Annotated in this window: 15 protein-coding genes; 7 read left to right on the plus strand and 8 right to left on the minus strand. The window is 37.5% G+C overall.

From position 1 onward, the window contains the following. Nucleotides 1-140 precede the first annotated feature (140 nt). The 4 genes from BWD42_RS01905 to BWD42_RS01920 all read right to left on the minus strand — a co-directional run bounded on the left by BWD42_RS01905 (nucleotide 141) and on the right by BWD42_RS01920 (nucleotide 5,139). Nucleotides 141-1,334 (minus strand): FecR family protein, encoded by a 1,194-nt coding sequence (locus BWD42_RS01905; protein ID WP_077432783.1) that lies wholly within the window; start codon nucleotides 1,332-1,334, stop codon nucleotides 141-143. 73 nt (nucleotides 1,335-1,407) lie between these two features. Next, on the minus strand, nucleotides 1,408-1,920 hold the full coding sequence (locus BWD42_RS01910) for a sigma-70 family RNA polymerase sigma factor (protein WP_077432784.1): 513 nt from the start codon (nucleotides 1,918-1,920) through the stop codon (nucleotides 1,408-1,410). Nucleotides 1,921-2,624: 704 nt separating this feature from the next. Then, complete coding sequence (locus BWD42_RS01915; RefSeq protein WP_077432785.1) at nucleotides 2,625-4,211, minus strand: discoidin domain-containing protein; 1,587 nt, start codon at nucleotides 4,209-4,211, stop codon at nucleotides 2,625-2,627. Nucleotides 4,212-4,422: 211 nt separating this feature from the next. Beyond that, nucleotides 4,423-5,139, minus strand: coding sequence for a DUF3667 domain-containing protein (locus BWD42_RS01920; RefSeq protein WP_077432786.1), 717 nt, complete (start codon nucleotides 5,137-5,139; stop codon nucleotides 4,423-4,425). Between the two features lie 157 nt (nucleotides 5,140-5,296). Here BWD42_RS01920 and BWD42_RS01925 point away from each other — a divergent pair, with 157 nt between their 5' ends. The 4 genes from BWD42_RS01925 to BWD42_RS01940 all read left to right on the plus strand — a co-directional run bounded on the left by BWD42_RS01925 (nucleotide 5,297) and on the right by BWD42_RS01940 (nucleotide 9,524). Further along, the gene (locus BWD42_RS01925) at nucleotides 5,297-6,052 is read left to right on the plus strand and encodes a response regulator transcription factor (protein ID WP_077432787.1); all 756 of its coding nucleotides are present in this window, start codon (nucleotides 5,297-5,299) and stop codon (nucleotides 6,050-6,052) included. A 92-nt stretch (nucleotides 6,053-6,144) separates the two neighbouring features. Next, a complete protein-coding gene (locus tag BWD42_RS01930; RefSeq protein ID WP_077432788.1) occupies nucleotides 6,145-6,744 on the plus strand; it encodes an NAD(P)H-dependent oxidoreductase in 600 nt (199 codons plus the stop codon). Nucleotides 6,745-6,872: 128 nt separating this feature from the next. Next, entirely contained in the window at nucleotides 6,873-7,994 is a 1,122-nt protein-coding gene (locus BWD42_RS01935; protein WP_077432789.1) for a vWA domain-containing protein, read from the plus strand. Nucleotides 7,995-8,057: 63 nt separating this feature from the next. After that, entirely contained in the window at nucleotides 8,058-9,524 is a 1,467-nt protein-coding gene (locus BWD42_RS01940; RefSeq protein WP_077432790.1) for a sigma 54-interacting transcriptional regulator, read from the plus strand. A 98-nt stretch (nucleotides 9,525-9,622) separates the two neighbouring features. Here BWD42_RS01940 and BWD42_RS01945 read toward each other — a convergent pair whose 3' ends face one another. Then, on the minus strand, nucleotides 9,623-10,021 hold the full coding sequence (locus tag BWD42_RS01945) for a DUF1801 domain-containing protein (protein ID WP_077432791.1): 399 nt from the start codon (nucleotides 10,019-10,021) through the stop codon (nucleotides 9,623-9,625). 696 nt (nucleotides 10,022-10,717) lie between these two features. Here BWD42_RS01945 and BWD42_RS01950 point away from each other — a divergent pair. Further along, a complete protein-coding gene (locus BWD42_RS01950) occupies nucleotides 10,718-11,410 on the plus strand; it encodes a DUF5694 domain-containing protein (protein ID WP_217699982.1) in 693 nt (230 codons plus the stop codon). A gap of 106 nt (nucleotides 11,411-11,516) precedes the next feature. On the opposite strand, the gene BWD42_RS01955 is transcribed toward BWD42_RS01950, so the two are convergent. Continuing rightward, nucleotides 11,517-12,152 (minus strand): carbonic anhydrase, encoded by a 636-nt coding sequence (locus BWD42_RS01955; protein WP_077432792.1) that lies wholly within the window; start codon nucleotides 12,150-12,152, stop codon nucleotides 11,517-11,519. Between the two features lie 504 nt (nucleotides 12,153-12,656). Between BWD42_RS01955 and BWD42_RS01960 the strand changes: the two genes are divergently transcribed. After that, complete coding sequence (locus BWD42_RS01960; RefSeq protein WP_077432793.1) at nucleotides 12,657-14,063, plus strand: sialate O-acetylesterase; 1,407 nt, start codon at nucleotides 12,657-12,659, stop codon at nucleotides 14,061-14,063. A 122-nt stretch (nucleotides 14,064-14,185) separates the two neighbouring features. After that, a complete protein-coding gene (locus tag BWD42_RS01965) occupies nucleotides 14,186-15,544 on the plus strand; it encodes a hypothetical protein (protein ID WP_077432794.1) in 1,359 nt (452 codons plus the stop codon). A 125-nt stretch (nucleotides 15,545-15,669) separates the two neighbouring features. Here the strand turns inward: BWD42_RS01965 and BWD42_RS01970 are convergent, their stop codons facing one another. Both BWD42_RS01970 and BWD42_RS01975 read right to left on the minus strand, forming a co-directional pair. Continuing rightward, entirely contained in the window at nucleotides 15,670-16,509 is an 840-nt protein-coding gene (locus tag BWD42_RS01970) for a hypothetical protein (protein ID WP_077432795.1), read from the minus strand. Between the two features lie 66 nt (nucleotides 16,510-16,575). Next, nucleotides 16,576-17,370 carry a helix-turn-helix domain-containing protein gene (locus tag BWD42_RS01975; protein ID WP_077432796.1) on the minus strand — a complete coding sequence of 265 codons (795 nt, stop codon included), beginning with the start codon at nucleotides 17,368-17,370 and terminating at the stop codon, nucleotides 16,576-16,578. Nucleotides 17,371-17,449 lie beyond the last annotated feature (79 nt).

Genomic DNA, 17,449 nt, shown 5'->3' on the forward strand with positions numbered 1-17,449 from the left:
TAGAGAATTAATAGTTTACGATCAGTTGTTAATTCAGTTAGATGCAGGAGTATTGGAGTACTTCTGCATTCTTTTTCATACAATATTTAGGTATTTATCTTCTTACATATTATAAGCCCTCCTTTTCTTGTTTAGATAGTTTATTTATTTTTTTTCGGTCGGTTTGTTACGATTAATTTTTCTTTGTCGATTGTCAGCTGATAGCCAGTCAGGTCTTTCAGTAGATTACAGACCTCTGCAAGGGTTACATCTCTTTTTATGCCTCCTTTGTAACGTATTTTATCTAATGAAACATTAGAATCAATTTTAATACCATACCAGCGGCTTAATTCATCGAGAATCTGCTGCATAGTTTTGTTTTCGAAATAGAAATAGCCATCCTTCCATGCCGTCGCTTCTTCCATGTCCGGTATTGGGAAGGCAACCAATTGATTTTTAATCATTTTTGCACCATTTCCAGCATCTATAAAAATCTCTTTTTCTTGTCCATTGACTTTTAAGCGTCCTTCAGTTAGCAGTACTTTGGCATTTTGGGTATAGGAATTGATATCAAAAGCTGTTCCTATCGCTTGGATGCTAAGGTCATTGGCTTCTACGATAAATGGCCGTTTTGCGTCCTTGGCTACTTCAAAATAAGCTTCCCCTTTTAGTCGTACTTTCCGTTCTTTTTCATTGAAATTTGCATTATAGATCAGTTCCGATTCCGAATTTACCCATACACGCGTACCATCGCTTAATGTTATTGCTATAGTAGATCTTTTGGGTACAATTAATGTGTGCATCGGATTGTACTCTTTAGTTTTGAGCTGCGCGTATAATAATTCTCCATTTTTAAATTCAATCCCCTGAGAAAGGCTTTGGTCGACTTGCTTATTCATTAGGTTGATATCGTCCTTTCCTTTAATCTTCAAGATAGCACCATTTTCCCCTGGAAGAACATCGTTTTTTTGGCCATAGACCTTATCCGGAATAAGATAGTTGATAGGTTTAACATAGGATTTCCAGATCCAAACAAAAGTAAAGAGTAATAATAGCGCGGCAGCTTCTCCGATCCTAACTTTCCATTGTCCATTCCACCAACGATAATTTGGCGTAATTTTTCTTTCATTATATTTGGTTTTTAAAATTTCCCACTCCTGATCTAAATCGGTGTTGCGTAAATCAAATGGAACTTGGATATCCGTATTCGCAAGACGGTAGCGTAAACTTTCCTTTGCGTCGGGATATTTTTCCAACAAACGTTTTAGCTCATTTTCTTGTGCAGTAGCTAATTGCCCATCTTTCAGAAGTAATGAAGCCAATTCTGCCAACACTATTTTATCGGTTTCTATCATAATTTAATACTAAATAACTTGAGGAATCAAAAAGGGTGACTCAGGATGAAAAAAAAATAAAGAAGGATAATCTTTAAAGCAAAAGGAAGTTTAATATTAGATTTAGGAATTTGGTTTTCAAAAGGTTTATTGCACGAACCCGTTGCGTTTTTACGGTGTTGACAGATACGTCCAATTCCCGTGCGACCTCCTCATATTTCATACCGTCCAAATAGATTAAACGGCAAATACGCTGACAGCCTTCAGGCAATTGGTTGAGCTCGCGGTGTAATGCGCCAATCAGTTCAGCATTGATAAGATCATCAAGAATATTATGATTGTCGGATTCTTCTACGGTTATGGAACCACGTATCTTATCAAATACCATATCCCGTCGTTTGGCGTTCATTGCCATATTTTTTACAGAGGTGTAAAGAAAACTTTTGATAACGCGTTCTCCCTTTTCCAACAATTCAGGTCTGTCCATCAGGACAATAAAAGCATCTTGTACAATATCCTTAGCTATCTCCTCTGAGTTGACCCATGGAAAGGCAAAGGTGCAGAGCTGTAGAAAATATGTTTTAAAATAGTATTCGATGGACAACATTACCTAGCTATTTTTTTAAAAATATAGCTATTATACAAAAATATTAGAAACAATGTACGTAATTTATATAATGTCCTTCCTGAGCTGTTTTTGCGTGTAAGTAATTGAAAGGTTTGTTTTTAAGTGGTGTTTTTTTTGCTTTATTGGGATAATTCGGCTGTGGTTTTTATCATGTTTGCCTTAAAATTGTAACGAAAAAAAGTTTTGTATTAAAAATCAACAAACTTCCACCTTGGGCTTCGATTGTTTCGCCAGGTGTAAAACCTGCGTGGATTTTTCTCTTTCCACTCCAGTTAGATTCTTTCGGAGCTTTACTCTGGCTGTTCCTATGTATATTGCAAATCACTCTTATCGTTACCAGCTAAATAAAGTCCAGACGCATGGTAAGCCTCACAATGTTTTTGCTCTCCGCAGGCAATGCTATTGTTTCTGGTCTATCATTAGCCTTTCATCATTTGATTCTGATATACGATAGCCAAAGTAGCAATATATCCATAGAAATTCATGCTCAGATTTCAGGGACTAGTTTTATTTTCATCAGCTCCACATTAGCAGTTGAGGCCCATAGTATCGGAATAAATAAAGGACTTTAAAATGCGTCTGGAGATTAAAGGTTTGAGAAAAGAAATTGTGGGGTGTAGGAGGAAAAATAGGAGTGTTCTGCCTTTGTGAACACTCCTTTAAAGAATTAAGCGAATAAAAAACTAATCAGAAAAGACCCCGAAGTCTGCCAGATGTGAGTAAAAGAAATCACCCCAAGAATTCACAGATTCTATTTTAAGATAGCGCGTGCTTATTGTCGAATCAAGGTTAACATTAATCCAAGAGCCAGAAACTTTGCTCAGCTGCGCCGATTTAACCAAGGTCCAGCTTGTCCCGTTTGTACTTGTATAAATATTGATATCTTTCATTGCTCCGTTCAGATTATCACGGTTTCGAAACGCGAGCCCCTTTATTGAGCGTAGAGCGCCCATATTCACGGAGAAGAAGTGCGGTTGTGGTGTTTGTGCAGAAGACCATGGTGTGTGCCAGATTGTACTTCTGTTCATGTCAAGCACATTGCTTGCTGGGGCACCGGATTCGTTGCTGTCACTACCTATGATTGACCAGCCTGTTGTCGGTAATAGTTTATGCGTAACAACTTTACTGAGATCAGGAATATTATTGACGAAGTTATAGGCATATCCTAATGTTGAGCGACTTCCGTTGACATGCATAAAGCCGATACGCATTTCATAGTTTCCTGTTAAATCATAAAAATCTGCCAATGGACATTCGAATCTGAAACTATCCTGACCAATGATTTTAGTGGCCCATTGTACTGCATCATAGTCGTTGTTACCCCCAAATGGCTCTCTGTCATGCCAAACCACGATATCATTTACAGGCTTGGTCGTGGTAAATTTGCCAGAAATAATGATCTTGTCGTTGCTATAACTTGAGGACAATGAAGTGATCTCCGCTGTCGCTGAAGCATACCAGTCATTTCTTGTTACGGTGCTAAACACCTGACTGTTATTAAAGGTCGCGGCGGTGGTAGCTGTCAATGAAGTGGTGGAGATTCCATAGGTCGAATTACCAGAACCCATCAATGCGGTACCTAGCGTTGGAGCTAATGTCTTATTCATCCGATTGTGACTGGCATTTAAACCATGCCCAAGTTCATGGATCATTCCGCCTATCCAAACTGTTGCCTTCCAGCCGATGTCTCCACCTATTCCTAAGTTTTTGGCATCCAGATTTATGTAATCCAAGGCATAACAGGTGGTACCGGTACCATAGAAGGGAGGACCTCCTGGATTGGCCGGATCAGTATTATAGGTAGGAATAATAATCAGGTTGTGCGCACTTTTCTTTGCTGTAGGGTTCTGGGTGAAATAAGCATCCACTTCGGATTTGACGGCACCGCTACCACCGGAATAGGGATAGGTTGATTTCCCAAATTTTCCAGCAATGTAGTGGATGTTGATCAACGTATCATTTGTCAGGTCCAATCCGAAGGATTTGCGGCCAAATCCTTCACGATTCATATTCGAGGCAAACATTTCCTGTGCGTCCAGAAGGATCCGGCTGATTCGTTTTCTAAAATTAGGAATCGAATCGACATCATTGGGTACAAAGTAAATGACGTTGAGTTTGTACGGATTTGTACGCCACTCATTGGTAATTGTTGTGTTGGATGCTTTAAGTTTTAAATTTTCACTGTTTTCATCCGTTGGGACGAGCGTCTTATTACAGGACGCTACACCTAGGGCCAAGGTGGCAATCAATAAATTTAAAAGTTTTCTCATAATGGTTTATATTGTATAATAATGAATATAGCCCATTGGACTGATTGTCTCGAAAAAAAAATTACATTTTTATCCAGTATTGTTTAATCAATCGATTGATAAATCAATGTTGAGAATTGTTTTGTAACATTTATTAATTTTTTTGATAAAAATTAAGTTTTAAGATGGTGGCGGTTTATCTATTTATGGATGGGTCCGAAAACTATTATTGTCAATGAAAGATAAGATCTATCGTAGAACCAATAGTAAAAACTGCTATTGTAAACGTGATACATCCTAAAATGTAAGCAGATAGGGCTTTAAGATAACCAACTGTTTTATGTGGATCGAAAAACTGTCCTATAGACCAAACGCAATATAACATACCTATTATACTCGAGAGTACCGTAACATTTTTATCTGTAGCACCTTCCAGTATTGCGAAAAATGTATATATTAACATGCTCATTCCTAAAGTAAAACACAATAGGATAATAATTTCAAAAAGATTGAACCCATATTTTTTAAAAAATATTTTTGTCCAAAATGCAATAAATATCCCCATTATAATATTAGCATAACCGTAATGGTTTTGGATCCAGAGGTACATAGCGCCCGTTGTAGAGTGTAGGGATTCATAATAACTAACATATTTATCTTCAACATGAAAATAATGGCTTACAATCGAGTAGATCAATGAGGTGACAATAATAAAAATAACGGGTTTGACCAAGCGACTTCGATTTTCAGAAAGGTAATTCCGTACATTTTTTCCCGGGGTAGTGAAAAGTTCCCGGATAGTATACAAAATCCCCCGTTCGAAATGAAGGACATGTTCAATCTCATGGACGATATAGTGCGCATCTATCCTTTTGAGGACCGCGGGTTGACCACAATTTGGGCAGAAATTGGAGATGATATCAGTTCCACAGTTTTTGCAATTTGTCATTTTTAAGGTAATTAAGGCTGTAATGATATGTTTCGGTCTGGTACGTGCTAAAACGCTGCCTATCGATTTCTATTTTGTTCAAAAATATTACACATTATCATAATAAGAGCTACACCTGAGTGTAGTTTTATTTACTTTTGAAGTATATAGTTTGAACATGGATGTTAACGATTTATTTTCACCCAAGAATGCTGTGGATAGTCTATCAGCAAAAGATTTAGAACAGACCAAAGATTATATAGAAATTGTTAAAGCTTTCGCGCGTATTACTTACCAAAGTATTTACGTGATCGATTATCAATTGAAAGCATTTGAATTTGTTTCAGATAATCCGTTGTTTCTTGCAGGTTTAACTTCAAAACAGGTTATTGAGATGGGATACGGATTTTACCAGAAATATGTACCTGCCCCGGATTTTCAGATGCTCATTCAGATTAACAATGCCGGTTTTAATTTCTATGAAAATATTCCGTTGGAAGAGCGGAAGCAACATGTTATATCCTATGATTTTCAAATACAAGATGCAAATAAGAAATATATTTTGATCAATCATAAGTTAACACCATTTTTTCTAACTGAGGAGGGAAAGATATGGAAAGCGATGTGTATTGTATCTTTATCTTCAAATATTTCTTCAGGAAATGTAACCATAGAAAAACTTCATTCTGATTTGCTATGGGAGCTTGACCTATTGACTGGTAAATGGATTGCTCGTACAAAAGTTAATCTCACAGAACGTGAAATCGAAATTTTACGCTATTATCATCGCGGGCTTTCTATCCACGAAACTTCCAAGAAGATCTTCATTTCAATAGATACGGTGAAATTCCATCGACGGAAATTGTTTGAAAAATTGGGTGTGGGAAATATGAATGAAGCCTTGGCTTTTGCGTTGAATAATAGGTTGTTATGAATATTCTGTTGTCAATCCCGTTTTGATTAAACAATCCGATTCGAAGTTCCCACAAGATTCACAAAAGAAAATGTAATCCTAATTGTGTCATTATGAATATTTTAATTGTTTACAGTCATCCGAGCGAGAAATCCTATACATTCGAGATATTGAGCCACCTGAAGAATATGTTGGTTGCCCAAAGATGGAATGTGGAAGTTTCTGATTTATATGCGAATAATTTTCAGGGTATTATGACCTTAACGGAATACCAAAGAGAAGGCAATGCAGATACGACATTGCCCGTCCCAGCGGATGTGATTGGAGAGCAGCAAAAGATAGAAAATGCGGACTGTGTTATCTTCCTATATCCAGTCTGGTGGAGTGACTGTCCGGCAATGATGAAAGGTTGGTTTGACAGAGTTTATTCCGTCGGTTATGCTTATGGGCAAAAACCAGACCTGCCAAAAATGAAAATAATCAAACATGGAATAGTTATCTGCACCGCGGGCCATCCCAATCATTTTTTAGAGGAGATCGGCATTGCCCAAAGTATGGAAAAGGTTATGCTTGAGGATAGGTTAGGGAAACGCTTTCAGCACAGGGAAATGCTCATACTAGGGGGGACATTGTCAATTGAAAATGTACGGGAAAATCATAGGGAGCAAGTCAATGAATTAGTAAAAAGGATAAGTATTAATTCTATTTTCTGATTGATACCCTGAGTACGAAATTTCGGTGCAGGGCTCTTTATAAGAATTAATATTTCGTAAATTTATACTACGAAGTGATTCCGGATTCAATCGACGGATAGCTTCTTTATTCTTAAAACAAGGAATGCATGAGCAGTACGAGACGAAATAGGGGTTTTCTCTTCACACAATATGCCGAGCCGTTTCAGACTCCTTTTGATAAATTATTTGAAATTTTTAAAGAACTGATTACCCATACCGCTGGCGATTTTGACGAAGCTATAGACTGGTTACGTCAATTGGATAGAGAGTTCAAGTTGACTACTCCGGAATATACGATCGATGATTTCATAGCGGATTTAAAGAATAAAGGATATATACGGGAGAAATTAGGATTCGGGACTGAGGGCGGTGTAGATATGACCTCAAAGTTGGAAAAAGCATTGCGACAGAATGCCTTAGATCAGATTTTTGGGAAAATGCGAAAAGGAGTTTCAGGCAATCATAAAACCAATCATCAAGGTCGGAGTGACGAAAATACAGGTGATTTTAGGAGTTATCAGTTTGGAGACAACTTAGAAAAAATAGCATTGACCGAGAGTCTGAAAAATGCTCAGATCAATCATGGGATGGGGGAGTTCAGTCTGTCAGAGAACGATCTGGTCGTAGAAGATACACAATTTAAATCCCAGATGAGTACCGTGTTGATGATCGACATCAGCCATAGTATGATTCTATATGGAGAGGATCGGATCACACCTGCAAAGAAAGTAGCCATGGCTTTATCGGAGCTTATCATCACACGTTATCCCAAGGATTCCCTTGATGTCATTGTTTTCGGCAATGATGCTTGGCCCATCGCGATTAAAGACTTGCCTTACCTGCAAGTAGGGCCGTTTCATACCAATACTGTCGCCGGCTTAAAGTTAGCAATGGACATACTCCGGCGAAAGCGGCATGCGAACAAACAGATCTTCATGATTACGGACGGGAAACCGAGCTGCCTAAACATGCCAGACGGTACTTACTATAAGAACCCGATGGGATTGGATCCGTTCATTACCAGTAAATGTTATAGTATGGCAGCGCAGGCCCGAAAGCTGGGGATACCCATTACGACCTTTATGATCACTTCTGATCCTTATTTACAGCAATTTGTCAACGAATTTACAGCGTCGAATCAAGGCAAGGCCTACTATACAGGACTCGGAGATCTGGGAGGAATGATTTTTGAAGATTATGAAGAAAATCGTAAAAAACGGATACGATAAACAGATCGTTTAACGATAAGAAGATATCATCTGCGCAGCATTTGCGCTTCATTAGCACAATATATGAACTATACGACGATTACAACATTTGGCGCATTGAAAAGTGCAGGCTATAAACCCAAAACGATAAAGGAAGAATTGCGTCAAAACCTGATTGAAAAGATTACTAAGGGCGAAACCGTTTTCACGGGTGTTCATGGTTATGAGGATACGGTTATTCCCGAACTTGAAAGAGCCATTCTTTCCAAACACAATATTAATTTTCTTGGTCTCCGTGGTCAGGCAAAGACACGCTTGGCTCGACTAATGGTTAATCTGCTGGATGAGTATGTGCCTGTGGTGCAAGGCTCAGAGATTAACGATGATCCATTTAGCCCCATATCACGTTATGCACAGGAGCTATTGAAGGAAAATGGCGATGACACAGCGATAAGCTGGCTGCATCGAAATGACCGTTTTGCTGAAAAGCTTGCGACACCGGATGTGACTGTAGCGGATCTGATCGGTGATGTCGATCCAATCAAAGCTGCTAATTTGAAACTGAGCTATGCGGATGACCGTGTGATTCATTTTGGCATGATTCCACGTGCAAACCGTTCGATATTCGTCATAAATGAACTCCCGGATCTCCAAGCTCGGATTCAAGTAGCCCTTTTCAATATTTTGCAGGAAGGGGATATCCAGATCCGCGGATTTAAGTTGCGTCTACCATTAGACGTACAGTTTGTGTTTACTGCAAATCCGGAAGATTATACCAACAGAGGAAGTATTGTGACACCACTCAAGGATCGGATCGGGTCACAGATATTAACGCATTATCCTACATCTATCGAGGTAGCGAAGACTATTACAGCACAGGAGGCAAACTTGGAAGTAGCACAGAAGGAGCATATATATGTTCCTGAGTTGGCAAGTGAATTAATCGAACAGATCAGTTTTGAAGCTCGAAATAGCGAATATGTAGACGAAAAAAGTGGTGTCAGCGCGCGGATGAGTATTACAGCATTTCAGAATTTATTAAGTACGGCAGAATTGCGGATGCTTAGAAGCAGTACAAGAGTAACCGCAGTACGCCTGAGTGACTTTATGGGTATCGTACCGGCGATAACTGGTAAGGTGGAACTCGTTTATGAAGGTGAACAGGAAGGGGCAGCTTCCGTGGCCCTCCAGTTGATCGATAATGCGGTAAAAAGCCTCTTTCCGATCTTATTCCCCAAAATTGAGAAGCTGGAGAAGGACAACGAACGCTATCCCTATGACGAGATTGTCCGTTGGTTTTCGGAATCGGAGGGGATCGAATTATCTGATGAGCTTACTGATGTAGATTACAAAAGTCTATTGGATCAAATGATACCTATCCAAACACTGATACAAAAATACCAGCCAGAAACGAAAGCCGAAGATCGCTATTTCCTGGCTGAATTTATACTGTGGGGGCTGGCGCTAAACAATAAATTAAGTAAATATAGAACAGGAAACAACCTGCAGTTTCAAGATAATTTTCAGGGTTATCTGCGAAATAATCTTTAGCGATTGCCAAAAGCTTCCCTGCTAGTTCAAGGGAAGCTTTTTTTGAGGTATCCGCTTCTTAGCGCAATGCCAGCAAGAAATAGAATATTTAAAAGGTTTTACTTCTTTTTCAGATAACGATTTATCACAGGACTAAAATCTATTTGAGAGGACCTCTGCATGTGCGCTGTCAGAACCGATTCTGGAAATTCATCCAACGATTTGAAATTAATACAGCCCTTTTGGAATTTAGCTTTGGGCAATTTTGATTTTAGTTCATCCATTAATTCGGGATTTGAATACATTACCAGTGAATGGAATGAAATATAGTTTTTGGCAACGGTAAGTCCGTATTTAAAAACATCTTGCTCATTATAGCTGATTGCATTCGGATTAGACATGAATTTCCCAAAACTTTCTGAAACCGCTTTGTCATTTTCAGAAATTACCTTCCGGAACTGTTGGATGGCTTTTTGTGCGCCTTCGGAAAGCGTACTGATATATTGTTCTATTTCCATTCTTTTTACCCTTTTTAGATCGTTTGTATTTAGGTTAAATTTATTCAATTTCTTTGATGCAGCTATAGGTTCCAGAATAATAAAATAAACTCCTACGTTTAAAGATCAGCTGATCGAAAAACACAATTTCTACAGTGTATCAAACGCTAACGACTACAGATGAGCTTGATAAAATATGGGCTAAAAAGCTAAATGTGAAACCAAAAGTCGGTTATATCAATGAGTTCGATTATAATAAGGAAGAACTAATTAGAATGAAGGTCGCAAACAGTTGTCCATTGCCAACTTAGCATGAAAAACGACATTCTTAAATTATGTCCAGATTTTATAGAGTAATGCGAAAAATACTCGGTCAGGTGGTCCTCCTATTCTTAGTACATTGTGCCAATACAGAGCGAAAAAAGGATAGCACTCATGACCATACTGAACTTGGCCAAAACCTGATAAGAATTAAGGAGGAAATCAATCTCTAAACTACACCCAAGTGTAGCCTTTATTCGAGCGAACTGTGATATTTTTGGAGCATTAAGAACAAACTAATATATGAATAGCCTGAAAAACACAGCACAGTTGATACAATTATCTAATAGAACAAAAGGAATCAATTTAAAAATTGTCCCCATATTGCTTTGTGGAATCCTTTTTGGAAAAGTATATGCGCAAAAAACAAAAGTCTTAAATTTTGCAACTTTTCACATGACATATACACCTGATGCACATAAAGTAAAATTTAATGAAAAGGATGACAAAAATAAAAAAGAGACTTATAAAATTGCAAAAATGCTGGCGGAATTCAAACCGACAATAATTTGTGTGGAAGTACTTCCAACCAAAAATGAGGAATTGAATTCCGATTATAGGAATTTTAAGGAAAATAAAGAGTATACACCAAAATATGCAGGGGAAATAGCTCTAATTGCTTACGAAATTGGTAAAATGGCTGGCGTAAACAAAATATATGGTATAGACGAGCAGCAGACTGCAGCTTATAACTATAATATAGGGCGTGAATTGGAAAATCAAGTCGACAGTATAACCTCAAAAAAATATAGCGCCAGTATTTTCAAAGAATTTATGGCAGCAGAAAACCTTTCTGTGCTAGAAAAATTGAAGCTATTTAATCGCAAAGCGACTTTCCAAAAATTCATAAATCTCAATGCTGATATATTAACTCACAACAGCACAAAAGGCAATTTCGAAGGGGCAGATGAAGCGAGTAAATTCTATAGACGAAATCTGCGGATATTCTCCAATTTGAACCAGATACCAGTCAATAACGATGATCGAATATTTATAATTATGGGAGCTACCCATAGCGCTTTTTTGGATGAATTCATGCAGAGAAGTCCCAAGTACGAGCTTGTCGATGTTGAAAATTATCTCAAATAAATAGTAGGAATATAATAGAAGGCCGCTTAGGTACTTTCCAAACGGCCTTTTTGTATTATAGCATGGGTATGTTTTCAATAGAGTCGATAGCAATTCTTGAATTATTTTATAACCAAGTTACGCTTCCTGTTTCAACATCATAGTTTGCACCCACAATCTTGATCTTGCCTTCTTCTTCAAGCTTACGGAGAGTTGAACTTTGTCTGCGAATATCTTTAATTGCATGTTTGATATTCTGTTGGTTTAGTTTCTCCAACAATACACTATTTTTTGAAGAGCGTTCTTCGTTTTCACCAATCACCTCATTGATAATAGGATCAAAATGACTGACCAGATGGTTCAAGTTGTCCATTCCCAATCCTTCGATCTGTTCAGCGTCCAGTCCGCCTTTTAGAGCGCCACATTTGGTGTGGCCTAATACGACAACCAGTTTAGATCCAGCAACATTACAGCCAAACTCCATGGAGCCCAGAATGTCCTGATTGATGAAATTTCCAGCAATCCTGATACTGAAAATATCACCTAGACCTTGATCAAATATAAGTTCAGCAGAAGTACGGCTATCAATACAGCTAAGCACCACAGCAAATGGCCACTGTCCTTCACGGGTAGCATTTACTTGTTCGAGAAGATCCCGGTTTGCTTTTAGATTATTGACAAAGCGTTGATTACCTTCTTTTAAGAAGTTTAATGCTTTTTCAGGAGTAATTGTTGATTGTGTTTCGTATGTATGTGCCTTCATAAAAAAATAAATATTTGCAGTATTAAAGATAAGAGTAATTCATTAAATTTTAAAAATGGATAAAACTCTTTCGCTTTTCTCAGTCCAATGGATTATTCCCATAGAGCCTCTTGTCGGGGCCTGATCATCACCAAAATTAATTATTATCAAAACTCCGAAGGGATGCTAATGACGCATTGGCTAAGGTATAGCTGATCAATTGGTCTGTGGACAATAAATTCACCTAAATAGCTTACTGCATTGGATAATTAAAATTTGCAGCTTAACGAGTTTAAATTTAATGTGCAGGAGACAGGCTAGTTGAAATTAATATGCCGGTCGATCAATACTGGTTAGTTTCAAAAGCCTTCTTATTTAAACATTATTAGAAAAAATGTCAATAAAAATCAGCATACTTTATTATTAATGGGTTAACTTAGAGTTTGATAAAAAACTTACCACTCCAAATTTTGATATCATTTGGAGTAGTATTCGAAGGCTAACTTAATTATAAATTCAAATGATATGTACAAGTCTCTTTTCTTTCTGATTTTCTGTTTTTTTATGTCTTCATTGCAGGCAGCAATTCGTTTACCAAGTATTTTGGCGGATAACATGGTTCTACAGCAGCAATCTAAGGCCGAATTATGGGGATGGTCCAAACCGGGAGAAAAAGTCAAAATTACAACCTCTTGGGATAATAAGACGGCTGAGGTAACAGCAGATGGAAATGCCAAATGGCAAGCTTCAGTCCAAACACCGAGAGCCGGTGGCCCCTATACCATCACATTTGAAGGTGAAAATAAAATTATTCTTGAGAATGTATTGATCGGTGAGGTCTGGATTTGCAGTGGTCAGTCCAATATGGAATGGAATTATTATAATGGTATTTCCAGCATTAAGGATGAGTTTTCGGATCTCGACAAGTTAAATATCAAGCTGTTCCAGGTCACTAAAGCAACAGCGAAGACACCGCAGGACAACAATGAGGGAAACTGGATGGTCTGTGATAGCAATGCCCTGAAAAATTTTAGTGCGGTAGCTTATTATTTTGGAAAAGTACTCAACAAGGAATTAAATGTTCCTATAGGTTTGATCAGTAGTAACTGGGGGGGGACTCCTGCCGAAGTATGGACACCAGTCGAGCTGGTCGAAAGTAATCGTACGCTGAAAGATGCAGCTGCTCAAAAGAAACCCTCTTCTTGGTGGCCTATTACCCCAGGATATACTTACAATGCTATGATTGCACCATTTACCAATTTCAACATTGCCGGTGCGATATGGTATCAAGGGGAGAGTAACGTTGAAACCGCCGCTAGTTATACCCAATTAATGGATACCCTGATCGCCTCCTGGCGTACCTCCTGGCATAAAAATTTCCCGTTTTATTACGTTCAGATTGCGCCAAATAAATATTTAAATCACCATGTTGGGGCTTTACTCCGGGAAGCGCAGACCAAGAATTTAATGACTGAAAATACAGGAATGGTTGTCATTTCGGATCTGGTCAGTGATACACTAAATATCCATCCTGCAAACAAGAAAGATGTAGGTTTGCGCCTGGCGAATTATGCCCTATCCGAAACTTATGGCCTAAATAAAGGATTTTATAAAAGTCCGATCTTTAAGTCTTTTACAGTGCGAAAAAATCAAATCGTGATTGATTTCGACAACCTGGGATCCGGTTTGACAATAAGGGGAAATGAAGGAAAGGAAATTTTTATTTCGGGGGCAGATCAGAAATTTTATCCTGCAACCGTAGAAATAAAAGGCAAACAAATGATCGTTTCAAATAAGCGGGTAAACAATCCGGTTGCTGTTCGATACCAGTTTAGCAATACGGGAATTGGGAATATCTTTAGTAAAGAAGGCTTACCTGTCGCTCCTTTTAGGACCGATACCTGGCCAGTTGATACCAGCAAAATTAAATAATGACATGGGAATTCTTTGCTGTGAAAGAAGTTATTTGTAGCCGATGCGGTTTGGCAGGTCAAATCGTATACAGGTTACCAAATTACGTAATGGGTATCAATAGAAAATGTAAACGCTAAAATATGTATGAACGCCTAAAGCATCTTCGTTCGCCGCTTTTTATTTTTTTTCTTGTTCTATTGATCGTAAATGATTTTTTTCTGAAAGCGGCTTTCCATAATTCGTTTACCGGAAAACTTTCCGATTTCAGCGGACTTTTTATTTTTTCAATTTTCTGGTCAGCTATTTTTCCTAAACATAAATTATCGGTTTTTATCACTACCGCAATCTTATTTGTCTTTTGGAAAAGTGAACATTCTTCTGGGATTATTCAATTTCTGAAACCCTATTTTGGTATTGCAAGGACTGTGGATCCTTCCGATCTGATTGCATTGCCCATGCTCTTGTTCGCATGGTTATACATAAAAAGAGATTCACCGACAGCTACCGGAACAATGTTAAAGACCCAGTTTAGTACCTATTTTATCGGTAGCATTGCAATTTTCTCTTTTTGCGCGACCAGTCAGCCACGATATATCCAGTTTTTCGAGCAACCTCAATATGTATTGTTAAAAAATCCAACCATCCGGTATCTTAATGCCCACGATGAACTCAAGCTTTACAAGAGAGATTCCTTGCTCGCGGTCAAAATAAACTACCTATATATCCGTAGACCTGAGCGGAATGACGATTACAATAAAAACCGATCGGTGGAAAATCTTGACCTTACAGTTTTGCGCCTTCTGGCAGATAGTGCCAGTCTGATTCCTCCCGGAAAAATAAGCTTGCTAACCCTTAATACCGACCAGGGCATTGATTCTTTGCGGTTTAATGGTGGGCGGCTTGACGGAGTGTTTACACGAACCAAAGGTGGTAAAACCATCATTGAAGGGTTTTATAAGATGGGGCTGGAAGACTCGATTTGGACGATTAGGGACACTCTCGGAGATGATAAGATCATACAGACATTTGTCAATGGGGAAGCCACCCAGGTCAAACGCTACAGTGGGGATAAAATCAAATCAACTTCAACGATCAATACCCGGGCAGACAGCATTTTTAATACCTATATTCAGTTGGCTGTTTTAATCCTATGCATGGCTGGTATAAGTTATTTTTTATATACAAATTATCGTAAAGCCCGGCCAGAGCACTTTAAACTTCGATTATTATGGGGTTTGCTGTTATGTTTTGTTGCTCCGTTTTTCGTTTGGCTGTTTTACATCGGGATCTTACTCTTGCTGATGAATTATAGTCAGGATATTTTTGAGACAATTGCCGCAGGTATTTTTATTTTTATCGTAGTTTGTCCATTGATGTTTGTCGTTGTTTTTTTGATCAAGCTTAGAAGGTCTATAGATATTTTTTTATACTGCCTCCTGTTTGCTTTGGCGTGCAGTGCCTGGACTATGTATACTACAATTGAGGCACTCTCGAAGTAGGATTGTTAACCAATTGCTGTAGAAACCAATCTTCTTATCAAGAAATGTGGTTACCTTCTTGAAAGAATACTATTACCTCTCCAATCCAGGAGTTAGGGAAACTGACATATGTAAGTAAGAGCCATTTAATTTTTTATTACTTTATCTAATTCAAATATTGTTTGAGAACCATCTATATTGATGTATTCCAATTTTATGAACCCATATTTTTCATTAAAATATGAGATCAGAAATGTCTTACCAAGTTGACTGTTGGCAGTTGCCCTTGAAACGACACATTTAATTTCTCCAAATTTTGTTTTTACTTTTTTGTGCTCAAGTATCTCATAGATATATTGGTTTTCGATACGTCCTATCCATTTTTTCCACCTAACATTTGCCCACTGATCTCCTATACTCAAATGCCAGTCCCATTTTTTACCGGTTTTAATAGGAAATGAAATATATGGAAATGGATTTAGTTCCAAGATAGAAAACAGCGCAAATCGCGGCGGATGTATCCAAATATTCTTTTTATTTTCAATTACACCGGTTATTTCTTGCCCAATTGATTGTCCCTCAATATTTAAAAAGTTGTATAAAAAATTGGTTTGGTTGTAATCTGGAATAAACGCCTTGAAAGCATTGCCATTTAGTGGTATGATTGCAATATTAAGAATGGTAGAATCATTCTTTCTTTCAATTGGTATGAATTCCCATTCATTCGTTTTTTTTTCTGATTTGCTTATTTTTCCGATAAGATATGCCCGTTTGTCATTCCCGATGTGCTTATAGCTATAGATGAATTTTGTTCCAGCGACATAAATTTTATTGTCGCGATTGTATCTATTGTCGTCAACATCGGTCGAGTCAAACTTCTCTACTAAGATGCCGTCGTTGTCGATCATGAATTTTGGAGTAACTCTTGTCTTGCAGGAGGCAATAAAAATCGAGATAATAATTATAGAAACTAATTTTGTTTTCATTTGATATTCTAAATTTACATTCAAATTTAATCTCGATCTGTTATTAAGAATTGTAAAAATGTAAACTTAAATAATCAGCCAAACGACTTTATTATTTCCTTGAGTCTGCTTAAAAAAATCTTTAGGTTTATAGGACGTTAATAGTTTAAAATACTTGTTGAAATGAGCTTGGTCGAAAAAGGAATTCTCATAGGTCAGCTTTGTGAGCGTTTCATCAATAGCATGATTTTTGATTGCTTTGCGAAATCTTGATATTGTTCTAAATTCAGTTGGGGATTTCCCTATACCATCTTTAAAATAATTGCTGATATATTGTCGGGATAGATTTAGCTCAGCAGAAATTTCACCAATCGTTTGATTATTGTTTAACCTCTTAATCATTTCTGCTAACAAGCCATCGATTTTACGACCAATCCTATTGGCCAGGAATTTCTCAATTTCAGTATCTAAATCTTTGTTCCCTTCTTTATTAGAAATCCTATTGAACTCCTTTTTCAAGAATTGAGCGTCGCAATCAAAGACTGTTTTAACTTGGGAGTCGTTGATGAGTTCGGGGAAAATGCAAGCCAAAGCACCAGGTTTTAAATAAATAGTAATTTCATCCACAGGATCTAAATACCTAATCTCCAAGGGACTTTTGTATTGAGTAATCACACTCAATAGTGAATTTCCATTCGATTTTGTAATATAAATAATTTTGCCTTTTTGTTGTACAGAACCATTTTTAATAAAAGTAACAATAGTATAATTATTCGGGAATGTAAGGTAGTGTGGTAATTTTTCATTTTTTTCCGATAAATAATAGTAGCCCTCGATGTAGCTAAGTAATTTTTCATTTTGTGGAGATCTAAATTCTATCATGCCTACCTAAGAGTAATCTGTAAATTTTAATAAAAATTGTTGTGGTAATTCATATAAGTGGGAATATGGCATTCTATTT

Origin of the sequence: Sphingobacterium sp. CZ-UAM (genome assembly GCF_002000245.1) — a bacterium.
Taxonomy (GTDB): Bacteria; Bacteroidota; Bacteroidia; order Sphingobacteriales; family Sphingobacteriaceae; genus Sphingobacterium.